Below are 15,153 nucleotides of genomic sequence, written 5' to 3'. Positions count from 1 at the left end.
GCGAAAATTTCAAACTCCTCTTGAATAATAAGCATCATTGCAAAAAATATTATTGCAAGGTTCGTGCCAAAACTCTAAAATTTTCAAAAATAAAAAAGTTTTTTATAAATTTTTTTATAAAAGGACTGTTTTTTGATGTCTTGTAAGCCAAAACATAGGCGGAAATTTTTTATTTTATTTTTTTTAGAAAATTTTTGGAGGTGAAAATTAAAAAAATCCCCATTTTTTTCCAACATTTTAGAAAAAATCTGAGGATTTTTATTTTTATTTGTTTTTTGCAATTTTTAAAAGTTTGCAGGCAAACGTTTCATCAAGTTTAACGATAATATAAATCATTACTTAATCTTTCTAAATTTTTAGAAGTTCGGTCATTGCTTTTCTATTTTTTTAGAATCGCTTAATTTATTGTAGAGCGATGCCAATGAAATTCCTAGTCTTTTTGCGACAATTTGTCTATTTTTGGTCGTGTCATCCAAGCCTGAAAGCTCTTTTAAAATTTCTTTGCGTTCGAAATCCTGCGTCCTTTCTTTTAAACTTCTGCCAACTTTTTTGTCTTGTGATTTTATTTTTTCAATGTTTTCAAACATTTTTGGTGGAAAGGAGTCCTCGTCTAAGATATCATCGCCAGTCATTACCGCAGAAAATTCCAAGACATTTTTTAGTTCTCTTATATTGCCGGGCCAATTATAACTTCTAAGCAGCTCTCTTGCTCCTTCTGTAAGAATAAAATTTTTCTTTAGTCTGGTGTTCATCTTGCCTAAAAAATGGTCTACAAGACTATCTATATCCTTTCTTCTCTCTCTTAGAGGTCTTATCTCAATTGGGATTACTGCTATTCTGTAATAGAGGTCTTTGCGGAATTTGCCTTCTGCTATATATTTTAATAAGTCCACATTGCAGGCGGAAATAATCCTCACATCTATGTCAAGCTCCTCTCGCCCGCCGATTTTTCTAATCTTTTTTTCTTGGAGGACTCTAAGAAGTTTGGCCTGTAAACTCAAATCCATCTCAGAAATTTCATCAAAAAATATTGTACCGCCACTTGCCGATTCAAAAAGCCCCGTCTTCCCGCCCTTGGCAGCTCCCGTGAAAGCTCCTTGCTCATATCCAAAGAGTTCGGCTTCTAAGAGGTCCTTGGGGAAGGTAGAACAATTTATAGCTACGAAGGGTTTGCCCCCTCTTTTTGATTCGTTGTGGATGGATTGGGCATACAGCTCCTTGCCAGTGCCAGATTCGCCCTGTATCAAAACATCGACATCCCTATGAGCAATTTTTTTGGCAAGCTTCATTGTTTCTATGGATGGTTCATCTGCTGCCACTATGGAATCAAAGGTATAGCGAGTCCCGTTGTTTTCCCTCATCCACTCTTTTAAGTATCTATTTCTTCTTTCTATTTCATAAAGTCCATCTTTTATAAATTCGGCATCCTTTAAAAAGGTAACAAGAGATATGCCACCTCTTACCTCTTTATCTTCTACTATGGGATAGATATTTACAAAATATTCTTCCTCTTCTTCCTTTCTGACAAGACCAACAAGGGCCTTGCCACTTTCTATGACGCCAGGTTGTCTTGCTCCTTTTCTAATCTCTGTAATTTTTTTACCTTTTATTTCTTCGAAATTTTTATTTATGAAATTCAAGTAGGCCTTGTTGCAGTAAATGATGTTTGAGTCTTGATCACATATGAGCACTCCCTCTTTCATTGATTCAAAGAGTCCCTTATAAGAAATCATATGATAATTCCTCCTCTTATACATTTAATTTATCTCTTATTTTTTATTATAAGTGAAATGTTTTTTCTATAAACAATAAAAACTAAGAAAAGATAAACAATATGATAAAGGAGCATAGCCAAATTTAAAAGGGTATTTTAAAAATAAATACAAAAAAGAGCCTACAAAGATTTGTAGACTCTTTTTCATTCAAGACATCTTTTTACTTTCTTTGTCCCAATTCGTTGTCAAAGATGTATAAGCCGCCCCAGTTGCCTTTAATTCTTTCCATCTTGGTAATGATATATCTGAAGTTGTCTTCTTCTTCAATTTGTTCTTTTACATACCATTGCATAAAGATTGAAACTTCGGCATTGCCTTCCTTCTTAGCCAGTTCATAGATCTTTTGAATTCTTTCTGTAACGACCTTTTCGTGTTCATAGGCTAGTTTAAATACTTCTGTATAGCCTTTGAATCCGCTTGTTTCTGGCTTTGGGATTGCTTCGTATTCTGGTTTTTCGTCCATTTCAAAGAGGAAGTCATAGATCTTGTTGGCATGTTCGATTTCTTCGTCAGCTTGATGTTTCATGAAGTTTGAAAATCCTCTCATGTCTTCTGATGTGAAGTAGGCTTCCATTGCCTTGTAAATATAGGCACTTTCTAGTTCAAAGTTGAATTGATCATTAAGTGCATTTCTTAATTTTTTTGACATTTTCATTTTTTATTCCTCCTTAATAATTTTACATCTTACAATTTACAGCATACCCATTTTTAATTTTTATAAGCCATATCATCTAAAAAAATTTCTCCAAAATGTAAAATTAAATTTACATATCTGATTTCATCTTTTAAAAGCGGATTTTTCTTTTGAAAATCTTCAAAAGAAAAGCTAAGACTTATGGGGATGGACTTTAAATCATAATCATCTTTAAGATAGGCAATTTTAGATCTGTAAAACTTCTCTGGCCCTTTTATATCAGGTAGATCAAGCCTTGCACTCTCTCCGTATATGTCTGAAACTTCCAAAGATGCCCCTATGCCGTCTAGGCTCAAATTTTCTATCACAAGAGATAACTCTTTAAATTCTATTGGATTTTTAAGATATGTTTCGTAGCTTGAGTTTGCTGTGGCTTCCAGATAAAGACCAGATCCCAGATCTTCTTTTTCAAACTCGTAATAAGAAGAAAAGCCCTTGAATTTGTTGCGGCCACCTATGCTAGCTGTTTCAATGTCATAATCTTCTTCATAGTCATTTATTATTTTAGAAGGGCCCTTTTGAAATTGGCAAAATGCCTTTTTAGAGTCTAATGTCTTTAAAAGTTTTTTGCCAAAATTTTCTCCCCTTCCACATCTTGAGGACTCGATAAAATCAAAAATTAAACTCTTTAAAATATTTTCCTGAGTTCTTCTTTTTAGTAAGCCATCGCCATCAATAAAAAATTTTTCTGGATAGTCTTGGTCTTTTTCCTGCCAAAGCTGATTAAACATACCATGAGATGCCCCTCTTAAATAGACTGCCGCCTTGAAATTTTCTGGGCCAAGGCTGGAATACTTGTAGGCTCTAAGGCCTTCAAAATCTTCCAAATCCCTGTCATGACTTCCGTGGACAAATAGTAGATCTGTATTTGATGCTAATATTTCCTTGCCGCCAAGGTCATACTGATTGTGAGTGCCTGCAATCGAAATAAGACCCCTTATATTAAATTTAAAGTCTAGGTTTTTGCTGCCCTTGTTGGGAAACTTATTTAAATCATTCAAGTTGTAGGCTGTCATGATTGCCTCGGCTCCTCTGGAGTGCCCAGCAAGATATATGGCATTGTCATTTGAAATAGATGGGATATCTAAACCTTCTGGATTTTCTACGAGATATTTTATATTTTCAAGTAGCATAAGAGCCCTTGCTCCCATCTCATCTGAAAGTGAAATTTCATAAAAGCCATTTAAAACTTTCTCATCAACTGAAACTGCAATCATACCCTTAGAGGCGAGATAATCTAAAAGATAGTCATAGCCTCTATAAGAATCAGTAGTCATCTGATGGTTGCCATGGACAAGTACAAAAAGCGGGGCAGTCTTTAAATCTTTTTTATCTAAATTCTTAGGATAGGCTATCCTGCCTCTTAGCTTGGCATTAGATAGCTTATCAGCATTTATTAAATCTCTTAATTTTCTAGCTGTCTTGGGTTTAAAACTGCTGGAATATTTGACGTAAGGTCTTAAATCTAGGGTCTTTTTAACACTCTCATAGTCTTTGAAAATAACTTGATAGGGTCCCCTTTTGACATCAAAACTAAAATCCTTTCTGGCTCCAAAAGAATCTTTAAAAAGAAAAAATAATAAGATGGAAATAATTAAGACATTGGGAAATAAAAATAAGTAGCCGACTTTTTTTCTTCCTGCCAAGAGCCTTAGACCTATGTAGGCAAATAAAAAGGGTAGACTTAAAAGAAAGGCAAGTCCCAGCAATTGCAAATCTGAAAAATCATCTGGACAGGCACTTATTATCTTATAAATGCCAAAAATTATAAGTATTTCAAAGACCAAAAAATTGCTATTTAGATTTTTGATTTTTTTATGAATTTTTTCCAAGAGAATAAAAAGCAGAAAAAATATAGCAAAAGACACCACTATATATATGGCAAGCAAGGTTTTAAAATTGTATCTCAAGTCTGAAATATAATCATAAATAAAAGAAAATATAAAAAGACAAAGGCATAGCACTCCCAATACCCTTGTCCAATTTGTATTTTTGGAAAATATTTCATCCAAACTTCTATTTGTTTTAGTTTTAAAATTTTTATAAATCTTCAAAATTTTCTTCATCTGTCAGTCCTTGTTCTGGATCTTCAGATTCAAAATAGTCCTCGTCCTTGGCTGTTTTGTCTTTTTCATTTTCTCTGTTGAATCTGCCGCATCTTTTTGTTCTTTTTATATCTTTAATGTCATAGATTTGCAATTCTTCGTCGTCATCTTCTTTGAATTTGACCTTTACCAATTCTTGAATGGTGTAAGTTTCCACAACGACTCCCTTGCCATCTTTAGTTTCGACACATTCGCCTACTTGGGGCATCCTCTTTAAAATGCACTCATATCCTTCTTGCTCATACTTTAGGCAGCACATGAGCCTGCCACAACTGCCTGAAATCTTAGTCGGATTTAGGGATAAACCCTGATCTTTTGCCATCTTTATGGATACCGGAGCAAAGTCTGTCAAAAATTTAGAGCAGCAAGTTTCCCTTCCACAGCAGCCCAAGGCTCCCACTATCTTGGCCTGATCTCTTACTCCTATCTGCCTAAGCTCAATTCTCGTTTTAAATATTGCAGCCAAATCTCTAACTAGCTCTCTAAAATCTATTCTCTCATCTGCTATAAAATAAAAGAGGAGCTTGCTTTTGTCGAAAGTGTATTCGGCTCCGACTAATCTCATATCCAGCTTGTGGTCTTTTATCTTTTGAGTGCATATTATGGCAGCCTCTTTGGCATTATTTCTGTTATCTATTTGCTTGGTTCTATCTTCATCAGTAGCTATTCTTATAATGGGTTTTAGATTTTTTGCAAAATCTTCATCTTCGGATATGGCCTTTTTACTTGCAACATATCCCATTTCAATTCCTCTAATCGTTTCAACAATTACAGAGTCTCCGATTTTAGCGCCCGTTTCATTTATATCGAAAAAATATATTTTCCCGTTGCGCTTAAATCTCACGCCTGCTGTATCAATCATCTTCTCCCCCTATATATAGTAAAAGCGGCATAAGTGCTGCTCTAAAATTCACATTAAAGTTCAATTTTTCTCTAGCCTCAATTATAAGACTAGACATATTCAAAATTCTTCTAAGCTCCAAGCCCTCAAAGTCTTTTCTCAAAGTCGGGTTGATAGCCAGATTTCTCACATAATAGTAGCTAATCTCGAGCAATATATCTATATCATCTTTTTTATCTTCAAAAAATTTAAAAGTTCTATAAGCTTCGAATCCTCCAAAAGTAAGAAGGCTTTTTAAAGCCGCCTCTGTTTTTATCTTCAAATCAAAAAAATCCACATCGGCTAAGATTTCAAGAGCTTTTCCTATCGAGCCCTTGGCAAATCTTATTGCATCTTCTGCTCTTATTTTATTATAACCCATAAAAAGCAGATGTCCCATTATTTCATCATCTCTTAGGGGATAGAACTTTATAAGCTTTGCCCTTGATAAAATTGTCGGCAAAATATTTTCATTATTTGAAGCCACAAGGATTAATTTCACATGAGCTAGGGGTTCTTCTAAGGTCTTTAAAAGAGCGTTTTGAGCTTCCTTGCTAGCCTTGTCAAAGTCCCTTATTATATAGACCTTGTACTTCTTATACCTGGGCAATCTAAAGGAATCTTCAACCACTTCTTCTATTTGAGATTTTTTTATGGAAATTTTATCTTCTATGATTTTGAGATCGGAATGGCAAATTTCATCTATCTGCAAAATTTTTCTGGCAAAAGCTTGAGCAAAAAGAAATTTACCAAGGCCCTCTCTGCCCAAAAAAAGATAGGAGTGATTGCTGCCCACTTCCAAATCTTTTAATAGGAGTTCTTTCGCCTTTTCATTTCCCAAAAGATTTTCAAATGTTAAATACTCAGACACTTGTTCACATCCACGAAAAATAAGCTTGCCCCCGATACTTCTATCTTTTCTTCGTCCTTTTCTACCAGATTTTTGTGGCAAACTTCTTTCATAATCTGATCTACAAGCTCTATCTTTTCATCAATGACCCCAATAAGAAGTGTGGTGTTGCCCGACTTGAAAAACCCTCCACTAGAAGAAAGTTTTGTAACGGTGATGCGAGCCTCAACGAGCCTTGCTAGAACTCTTTCTATATACTGGTCTTGGATAATGGCAATAATAAGTTTCAATAGTTTTAATACCTCCTGAAATCATAGATATCAAGTATAAAAACTGTAGCCCCGCCCACTTGAATTTGAATTGGCATAGACATAAGAGATGAAGAAAACATTTGACCCGGCATACCAGAGGTTTGGATTGTCTTGGTAAGCTCTCTTGTCTTGCAATTTTTTCTTATAATTTGCAAATAATCCTCCAGCCTCTCGTCATCTACTCCGGAAAAAATTGTCGTGTTGCCAGATTTTAAAAACCCACCACTAGACGAGAGTTTGGTCACTCTAAAATTTTCTTCAGTAAGCTTTTCAATTAAGTAATCGCTGTCAAAATCTTGAACTATAGTAATCAAAAGTTTCATTATTTATTCTCCATAGCTTTTTTTATCTCCATGTAAGTCGCCTTAAAGACCTCATCTATACTCATGGAGGCATCTATAAATACTGACTTAGTAGTCTTTGCATAGGATTTATAGGCTTCTAGCACTTTGTTGTGGAAATCTTCTCCCTCATTCTCCAGCCTATCCAGCCCTTCTTTTTCCTTTCTCTTAAAAGTCGATTTTTTAGGTAGAAGGATTATGCTCAAATCAGCCTTCAAAGAACTTGTGGCAAAATCATTTATTTTTGAAACCTCATCAAAACCAAGCCCTCTTACAAGCCCTTGGTAAATTAGAGATGACAAAACATATCTATCCGACAAGACCAGATATCCTTCTTTTAAGGCAGGTAAAATTTTTTCATGGACATGTTGGGCTCTGGATGCCGCATACAAAAGGGCCTCTGTTCTGGCATCCATGGCTACATTTTCATTATCAAGGATTATATTTCTTATCTTTTCACCTATATCGGTGCCACCCGGCTCTCTTGATCTTATAACTTTAAGACCATCCAGGGTGAATTTTTCTAAAATCATTTTTGAAATTGTGGATTTGCCGCAACCATCAGGTCCTTCAAAGGCTACAAAAAATCCCCTATTCATCTATTACCTCCATCATGCCATCTTCTATTCCCACAATATGGGCTCCATATTTTAAATATTCTCCTAGAGTTTCAATAATTTCACGATCTACAAGCTCACCAGGTATAAGAATCGGAACTCCCGGCGGATATGGTGCGACAATTGACGCCGCAACTCTGCCCTCTGTCTTTTCATAAGGCAAGCGAAGAGATTTTTTATGAAAAGCTTCATAAGCTTCCATTTTCTTTTCAGGATTTTTTTCTTCAAACTTGGGCAGGTCTATCTCTTTTCTGGCCTTTTCTGAAATTTCTGCCAAGGCCCTTGTCAAGATTTCATAGTCCTCTTTTGTATTCATGACTGTGGCAATGGCAAGAACATAGTAAAAATCTGCCATTTCTACCCTTATATTATAGTCGAAATACAAACTCCTTACAATCTCAAAGCCTGTAAGCCCGGGAATCCTAAACAGCACCTTCATGGGCTCTTTGAAAACTCCATTTGAAGGCTTGTAAAAAATCACCTTGCCTTTTAACTTGTCCTCCATCTCTTTTATATAGCCTTCATTCGCACTCAAAAGTTCCCCGCCCCTTGTTTCCATAAAATCAAGAGCGCCTTCCATATTTTGTGTGAAGATATAAGAAGGGGATGTCGTTGTGAAAAGTATTATGGTCTTCATAAGCCTTTTTTCATCAATTCGATTGCTTACAAGGTGTAAAAGTGACGTCTGAGTCAAGGCAGGCAGAGTCTTGTGGGGAGAATGAATTACAAGGTCTGCATCTTGGAATAGGGCAGACTTTTCTCTATATGCTGAAAAGGGAAGGTGGGGGCCATGAGCTTCATCAACTATTAATACAGCTCCATGAGCATGCACAATATCTGCTATCTCTTTTACTCTGCTTGTCACTCCAAAATAATTTGGACTAGTTATCACAACACAGCTTATGTCCCCATTTTCTTCAAGGGCCTTTTCTATGACCTTAGGGTCCGCATCTGTTATAAGGTTCTCCTTCTTGTCATAGTTGGCGTGAAAATAGGAAAGCTTTAGTCTTGCTATTACAGCTGCATTAAAAACCGACTTGTGACAATTTCTTTGTACCAAAATTCTGTCGCCAGGCTTTGTTGCTGCAGCTATGGCGCAGATTAAAGAGCCTGATGAACCATTGACCATGTAGTAGGATCTTTTAGTTTCAAAAATCCTCTCCATTTCTCTTTCGGACTCTCTAATACAGCCTTGCGGATTTAATAAGTTGTCAGTTGTCCATGTTTCAGTTACATCGTGTTTTATAAAATCAAAATCATCTTCAAATTTTCTCTGTTTGTGACCAGGCATTTGGAAAGAAATCCCCTTTAGGGCTTCTACTCCCTCTCTTATATATCTTTTCATATGCATCTCTCCTTTTGTTTATCTTATTATACAGTATTCATTAATATTTTAAAATTTTTTTAATTTAACCCTTGACATTCTTTTTCACCTCTCGTAAAATATCATTCATCAGCAAAACCAAACAAGAGGAAGAGTAAGTCAATGATATTTTTACAGAGAAGCCATATTGGTGAGAGTGGCCAAAAGAAGAGTGACTGAACATGGTCCTTGATGGGATGAGTCGATATTTAGATTCATACGGGAACTCCCGTTACAGAGTTAGGGTATGATGGTACCTGAAGGTGGTCTATTTTTTAGGCAAATAAGGTGGTAACGCGGAATTTTTCGTCCTTTTTATCTTTTTTAGATAAGAAGGACGTTTTTTTATGTTTATGGAGGTAGTGAATTTGATAGAACTTGAAAATATAAGAGTTAGTTTCAAACAAAAAGATAAGCTTATAAAAGCTGTTGATGGAGTGAATTTAAAAATTGAGGACAAGGATATATTCGGCATAGTTGGATTTTCTGGTGCAGGAAAGTCAACTCTTGTAAGATGTATAAATCTTCTTCAAAGACCAGATGAGGGCAGGGTGCTTGTGAATGGCAAAGATTTGCTTTCTATGTCGGCAAAAGACTTGAGGTCTAAGAGAAGAAAGATAGGTATGATTTTTCAGCATTTTAATCTCATGAAGAGTAGAACGATACTGGATAATGTAATCTATCCCCTAAAGCACTCAAAGCTTTCAAAAAAAGAAAAGATAGAAAAAGCTAAAGACCTCCTAAGTCTTGTCGGCATTGTCGATAAACAAGGGGCCTATCCCGGCGAACTATCTGGTGGTCAAAAGCAAAGAGTTGCCATAGCAAGAGCCCTTGCCAACGACCCTGACATCCTACTTTGTGATGAAGCAACCTCTGCCCTAGACCCTCAAACCACTTTGCAGATTCTAAATTTGCTAAAGGATTTGAACAAAAAACTGGGCATCACCATTGTAATTATCACTCACGAAATGCAAGTGGTAAAAGAAATTTGCAACAAATTGGCTGTCATGGAAAATGGAAAAGTCATAGAAGTCGGCACTGCTATTGAAATATTTTCTAAACCTAAACAAAAATTGACCCAAGAATTTATAAAAACCGCCAACAATTTGGACTCTGTTCTGGAAAGTTTAAGGGCCAACAAGGAGCTTATTTCCCTTAAAGATGATGAGAGAATTTTGGAGCTATCCTATCTTGGCACTTCAACTACAAAGCCTCTTATTGTCGAAATATACGAGCGATTCAAGGTCAAGACTTCCATTCTCTGGGGCAATATAGAATTTATTTCAAATATCCCCTTGGGCACTCTAATAGTGAAAATAAAGGGTGATGAAGAAAATCTCAAGTCGGCCTTCCATTTTCTAGAAAAAGAAGGAGTAAGACTTTCTAATATAAATTTAAGTGAGGTGTTTATATGAATTATTTTGCAAATGCTTTGGCTATAAAAGATGATTTTTTAAGCGCAAGTATATCCACCCTCTACATGACCTTTTTTACTGCAATATTTGCAGGCCTTGTAGGTCTTATCTTGGGGGTCATTCTAGTAACTACAAGGCCCGGTGCGATTTTAGAAAACAAATTTTTAAATTCGTTCTTGGATAAGCTAATAAACCTTTTAAGGTCCGTGCCTTTTATAATAATGCTTACCTTTATAGCTCCTCTTACGAGGCTTATAGCAGGCACAAGTATAGGGCAAAGAGCGGCCATAGTCCCTCTTTTTTTCGCAGCCTTTCCTTTTTTTGCCAAGCAGGTAGAATCCGCTTTGGCAGATGTGGATAAGGGTGTGATAGAAGCCGCCCTTTCTATGGGCGATTCAAATGCTGATATAATTCTGCGAGTCTATCTAAAAGAAGGACTTGCAAATATTATAAGGGCTTCTTCCCTGACTCTCATCTCCTTGGTGGGTCTTACCGCCATGGCAGGTGCGATCGGAGCTGGCGGCCTAGGACAAATAGCCATAAATGTAGGCTATGGAAGATTTCAAGATGATGTCACCTTGGTGTGTCTTATAATTATTTTAATTATTGTCTTTATCATTCAAGGTGTGTCAAATATATTAATTAAAAAAGTAGAAAAATAGGAGGAAAAAAAATGAAAAAGAAATTGTTTAACTTGGTAGGAATTGGTGTATTGGCTCTTGGCCTGGTGGGATGTTCTGGAGCAAAACAAAATGCTGACAAAAAAACATCTGAAGCTAATGAGTCTACTAGTGTAAAAATCGGTCTAGTGGGCGCTAACCACGATGTGTGGGATTTTGTAAAATCCAAATTGGAAAAAGAAGGTATCAAGATAGAATTTGTAGAATTCTCAGATTACAATCAACCAAATGTTGCCTTGGTCGATAAGGAAATTGATTTGAACTCTTTTCAACATCAAGCCTTCCTCGACAAATTCAATCAAGAAAAGAAGGCCAACCTCGTATCAATTGGCGACACAGTTTTGGCTCCACTTGGAATATTTTCACAAAAATATGACAGCGTAGACCAAATACCAGACAAGGCTCAAATAGCTATACCGGTCGATCCTACAAACCAATCAAGGGCTTTGGTACTTTTGCAATCTGCAGACCTTATAAAGCTAGATTCTAAGCCGGGACAACTTGTAACCAGCAAGGATATAAAAGAAAATCCAAAGAATCTAGACATCATAACTGTGGATGCTTCCCAAACTGCTAGAAACCTTCAAGATGTGGCAGCTTCTTGCATAAACAACGGTTACGCTGTCGATGCAGGCTTTGACCCAGTAAAAGATTCCATTTTCTTGGAACCTGTTGACGAAAATTCTAAGCCCTATATAAATATCATAGTCGCAAGACCAGAAGACAAGGACAATGAAATTTATAAAAAAATAGTAAAGGCTTATCAAGCAGATGACACTAAGAAAGTTATAGAAGAAACATCTAAGGGAGCATCTATACCAGCCTGGGATGGAGACTTAAAATAATGATAAATAGTAAAGAAGTCTTAGAGATAAAGGACTATATAATAGGCGCGAGGAGATTTTTGCACGAAAATCCCGAACCCAGCCTCAAAGAATACAAGACTGCAGATTTTGTAGAAAAAGAATTAACTGGAATGGGTCTAAGACCTATAAGAGTCGGAGAAACTGGACTTCTAGCAGAAATTGACACAAAAAATCCAGGCCCCACAGCTTTTTTAAGAGCTGATATGGATGCCCTGGAGTTGGAAGATAAGAAAACTTGCCCCTATTCATCAAAAAACAAGGGGCTCGCTCACGCCTGTGGTCATGATGGTCATACGGCCGCTCTTTTGGGCGCAGCAAAAATAATAGCAGCAAATAAAAGTAAGTATAAAGGAAAAATAAAGCTAGCCTTTCAAGCAGCTGAAGAAATCGGTGCCGGAGCTAGGATCTTTGTAAGAGATGGCCATCTAAAGGATGTGGATTTTGCCTTTGGCATCCACTTAGCATCTGATATTTTACTCGGCAAGTGTGAAATCTTGGACGGCCCTTCTTATGCTTCTTGCGACATCTTTAAAGTACAAGTTTATGGAGAGGCAGCTCATGCCGCTTCTCCCCACTTGGGAAAAGACGCCGCACTTTGCTTGGCAAATATCCTTACCGAGCTACAAAATCTGGTTTCTAGAAAAAAAGATCCCCAAGAAGCTTGTGTAATCTCTGTTGGTAAAATTTCTGCAGGCACAAGATATAATGTAGTAGCCGACTCTGGCTTTCTCGAAGGCACTCTCAGATGTCTTGACGAAGATTTGAGAAAGGATTTTTTGAAAAGAATAGAAAACCTAGCCCGCCTTATAGGAGAAATTCACGATTGTAAAATAACTTTTACAAATTACGATGCCGCATCTGTGCTTGTAAATGACAAAGATATGGCTGACCTCGCAAGGACAAAAGCTTCTGAAATCTTTTCTTTCGAAAACATAATTTCAAATGGCAAGCCATCACTAGGAGCTGAAGACTTCGCCGACTATTCACAAGTGGTGAAGTCAGTCTTTGTAAGAGTAGGTTCCCAATCAGGAAAAACAACAGCCTACCCTCACCATCATCAGCTCTTTGACATAGATGAAAGAGCCCTCTTGGCTGCATGCGATCTTCACCTAAATATGGTCAAATAAGTTTTAAGTTAAAAAACGGCAGAAGGAGTATATCCTCTGCCGTTTACTAATATAATTTTAAACTATTTAATTTATCGTCACCAATCTCTATATCTGCTAATGTTGTAGCCATAATTTGGCGAGAAGTTTCCTGATGAATCTGTGCTTCCTTTGATTGAAATACGATTATTGTTAATCCTCCAACTATTGTACTCAGCATCTGTAAGTCTTACATAGCCCTCATAGTTTAGATAATTATTCAAGATGTTTCCATTTAGATTATCTATTAATGTTGTCAAAGAAACCTTATAGAGTCGTCTTCCATAGTTATCCATGTAACTGCTATCTAGTGATATAGTGCCTTCTCCTCTTACATCTGATCTATTGTATCTTCCGCTTTGTATACCAGATCCGTTATAGTAATCTTCGATTTTCAAGTAATATACACTCGGGACATTGCTACTGCCATTGTTTCTAACTGATAAAGATACATTGTAGCCTAGGATAGAGCTTAGCTTTACATATCCATTTATTTGAGCATTGTTTTTATCATATACTGGGCAAGTTATATATCCATCTCTATCAACTGGGATTTGGTATTCATAATTATCTACATAAATTCTTCCATAATCTGAATAATTTGTAACTCTACCTCTCCTGTCGTAGTTACCATAGCCATTTTCTCCAACTATTACTTTGTAGTTAATATCAAATGTAGGCTTGTCTCCCTTGGATAGGGTTGAGTAGGTTCTTGAAACTGCGAAAGATGAATAAACCGGCTTATCTTTCATGGAATCTGGGATGTAGAATTTGAATTTTGTTCCATTTTGCATCAAGACTACATAATTTGCATATCCGCTGATGCCCGAGTTAGAACTTGTTTCTACAACTTCGCCTGTGATTTTAGCATTTCTTGGATAAACATAGGCTTCTGTTATCTCTTTTGCAGAATTTAGTTTGTATTCAATTCTGTCTCCATTTTGCACATTTACAAGATTGTTATTATATACATCTCCAACTCTATAAATCTTTGCATCTCTTGCTAGCACATATTCTTGTGTATCATAAGATGACAGATAGCTAGAAGTTGCCACTTCATCTGAATTAGAGTAGTTTTTCCTATAATCTATTGTGATTCTACCATAGCTTGCATTGACATTTCTTGCATAGCCTACAATCTTGGAGCCTTGGTAATTGGAATCTATGATTTCAATTTTTGTAGCAGTTCCCAAATTGTCAGAACCCGTGTCTTCTGTCTTGTAAGTCACCTTTACTTGTAGATCTTTATAGAGGTCTTGAAGTTTTGCTGTATAGCCCTTGCATTCTACCTTGGTCTTTTCATTTACTGTAAATATAGCAGCATTAGATCTGCTATCCAATTTTACCAAAATAGTGGTAGCGCCTTCGCTGACATCTGTCATTACTCTTCCGTTGGTAGTCACTTCTGATTCAACTTTGGTCTTGCCCTTGGCGTATTCATAAGACTTATCTGTTATAAAAGCCATCTCTGATCTTCTTATAGGTCTTCTTCCTTCAAACTTTCCATTGCTTCCTGTAGCTGCAAAGATATCCGCCTTTACAAGAGAGGCTAAGTAGCCTCTTGTAGCAGATGGAATATCACTCTTGTCTGTGTGTTTTAAAAGATTTTGATCTCCATTTGCTGAAAGACCCAAAGCTTTTGCATAATAGATTGTAATCGCATTTCTTTCAGGATAAGCTCTGTCTTCCCTGGTCTTGAAATAATTTGATGCTTCTGCCTTTTTAAGGTCATTTTCACTCATTATTTCCTTATAGAGCATATAAGATATAGGCTCTATTGCCCAAGTGCTAACCCCATATTTTCTTACTATATCATCATATTGACTTTTTGCTTTCCTGATTTCATCTTGTGTCGGATTTAGTAAACCCTTCAATAAACTAGCAGTTTCTTCAAAAGACACGTACTTGCCTGGATAATAGTTCCCGTCGTTGTAGCCATTTATAATGCCCCTGTCAGCCAATTTTTCAATAGATGCCTTGGCCCACACAGCGTTTGTTTGAACGTCTGGGAAGCTTTTTGCAAAAGCTGCTCCTGGAACCAACAAAAGGGCTGCTAAAACAAGACTTGCTGCTTTTTTAGTTTTCTTCATTTTCTTACCTCCTAGTTCTTT

Annotated in this window: 14 protein-coding genes and 1 other annotated feature; of the genes, 4 read left to right on the top strand and 10 right to left on the bottom strand. The window is 36.5% G+C overall.

Features of this window, described 5'->3' with window-relative positions; genetic code table 11:
- Nucleotides 1–368 precede the first annotated feature (368 nt).
- The 9 genes from LV469_07670 to LV469_07630 all read right to left on the bottom strand — a co-directional run bounded on the left by LV469_07670 (nt 369) and on the right by LV469_07630 (nt 8,918).
- Nucleotides 369–1,733 (bottom strand): sigma 54-interacting transcriptional regulator, encoded by a 1,365-nt coding sequence (locus tag LV469_07670; protein ID UHR02514.1) that lies wholly within the window; start codon nt 1,731–1,733, stop codon nt 369–371.
- A 202-nt stretch (nt 1,734–1,935) separates the two neighbouring features.
- Nucleotides 1,936–2,430: a ferritin gene (locus tag LV469_07665; protein UHR02513.1), complete on the bottom strand. Its 495-nt coding sequence runs from the start codon at nt 2,428–2,430 to the stop codon at nt 1,936–1,938.
- Between the two features lie 53 nt (nt 2,431–2,483).
- On the bottom strand, nt 2,484–4,535 hold the full coding sequence (locus tag LV469_07660) for a hypothetical protein (protein ID UHR02512.1): 2,052 nt from the start codon (nt 4,533–4,535) through the stop codon (nt 2,484–2,486).
- Nucleotides 4,510–5,436 carry a stage 0 sporulation family protein gene (locus LV469_07655; protein UHR02511.1) on the bottom strand — a complete coding sequence of 309 codons (927 nt, stop codon included), beginning with the start codon at nt 5,434–5,436 and terminating at the stop codon, nt 4,510–4,512. The genes LV469_07660 and LV469_07655 overlap by 26 nt, the downstream gene beginning before the upstream one ends.
- Nucleotides 5,429–6,325 carry an AAA family ATPase gene (locus LV469_07650; GenBank protein UHR02510.1) on the bottom strand — a complete coding sequence of 299 codons (897 nt, stop codon included), beginning with the start codon at nt 6,323–6,325 and terminating at the stop codon, nt 5,429–5,431. The genes LV469_07655 and LV469_07650 overlap by 8 nt, the downstream gene beginning before the upstream one ends.
- On the bottom strand, nt 6,310–6,594 hold the full coding sequence (locus tag LV469_07645; protein UHR02509.1) for a cyclic-di-AMP receptor: 285 nt from the start codon (nt 6,592–6,594) through the stop codon (nt 6,310–6,312). The genes LV469_07650 and LV469_07645 overlap by 16 nt, the downstream gene beginning before the upstream one ends.
- A 5-nt stretch (nt 6,595–6,599) precedes the next feature.
- Complete coding sequence (locus LV469_07640; GenBank protein ID UHR02508.1) at nt 6,600–6,938, bottom strand: cyclic-di-AMP receptor; 339 nt, start codon at nt 6,936–6,938, stop codon at nt 6,600–6,602.
- Complete coding sequence (gene tmk / locus LV469_07635) at nt 6,938–7,555, bottom strand: dTMP kinase (GenBank protein UHR02507.1); 618 nt, start codon at nt 7,553–7,555, stop codon at nt 6,938–6,940. Before tmk ends, LV469_07640 begins: the two co-directional genes overlap by 1 nt.
- Nucleotides 7,548–8,918 carry an aminotransferase class I/II-fold pyridoxal phosphate-dependent enzyme gene (locus LV469_07630; GenBank protein ID UHR02506.1) on the bottom strand — a complete coding sequence of 457 codons (1,371 nt, stop codon included), beginning with the start codon at nt 8,916–8,918 and terminating at the stop codon, nt 7,548–7,550. Before LV469_07630 ends, tmk begins: the two co-directional genes overlap by 8 nt.
- A 112-nt stretch (nt 8,919–9,030) precedes the next feature.
- Nucleotides 9,031–9,253, top strand: a binding site (T-box leader).
- 51 nt (nt 9,254–9,304) lie between these two features.
- Between LV469_07630 and LV469_07625 the strand changes: the two genes are divergently transcribed.
- Genes LV469_07625 through LV469_07610 form a run of 4 tightly spaced genes read left to right on the top strand, consistent with a single transcriptional unit; the run spans nt 9,305 to nt 13,024 of the window.
- A complete protein-coding gene (locus tag LV469_07625; protein ID UHR02505.1) occupies nt 9,305–10,351 on the top strand; it encodes a methionine ABC transporter ATP-binding protein in 1,047 nt (348 codons plus the stop codon).
- Entirely contained in the window at nt 10,348–11,013 is a 666-nt protein-coding gene (locus LV469_07620) for an ABC transporter permease (GenBank protein ID UHR02504.1), read from the top strand. The genes LV469_07625 and LV469_07620 overlap by 4 nt, the downstream gene beginning before the upstream one ends.
- 11 nt (nt 11,014–11,024) lie before the next feature.
- Entirely contained in the window at nt 11,025–11,876 is an 852-nt protein-coding gene (locus LV469_07615) for a MetQ/NlpA family ABC transporter substrate-binding protein (protein ID UHR02503.1), read from the top strand.
- Nucleotides 11,876–13,024, top strand: coding sequence for a M20 family metallopeptidase (locus LV469_07610; protein ID UHR02502.1), 1,149 nt, complete (start codon nt 11,876–11,878; stop codon nt 13,022–13,024). Before LV469_07615 ends, LV469_07610 begins: the two co-directional genes overlap by 1 nt.
- Before the next feature lie 77 nt (nt 13,025–13,101).
- Here LV469_07610 and LV469_07605 read toward each other — a convergent pair whose 3' ends face one another.
- Nucleotides 13,102–15,132 (bottom strand): S-layer homology domain-containing protein, encoded by a 2,031-nt coding sequence (locus LV469_07605; GenBank protein ID UHR02501.1) that lies wholly within the window; start codon nt 15,130–15,132, stop codon nt 13,102–13,104.
- Nucleotides 15,133–15,153 lie beyond the last annotated feature (21 nt).

The sequence above is a fragment of the Peptoniphilus sp. GNH genome (assembly GCA_021307325.1).
GTDB lineage: Bacteria > Bacillota > Clostridia > Tissierellales > Peptoniphilaceae > KA00134.
Note: the sequence above shows the minus strand (reverse complement) of the source record. Positions and strands in the feature narration are given on the sequence as shown.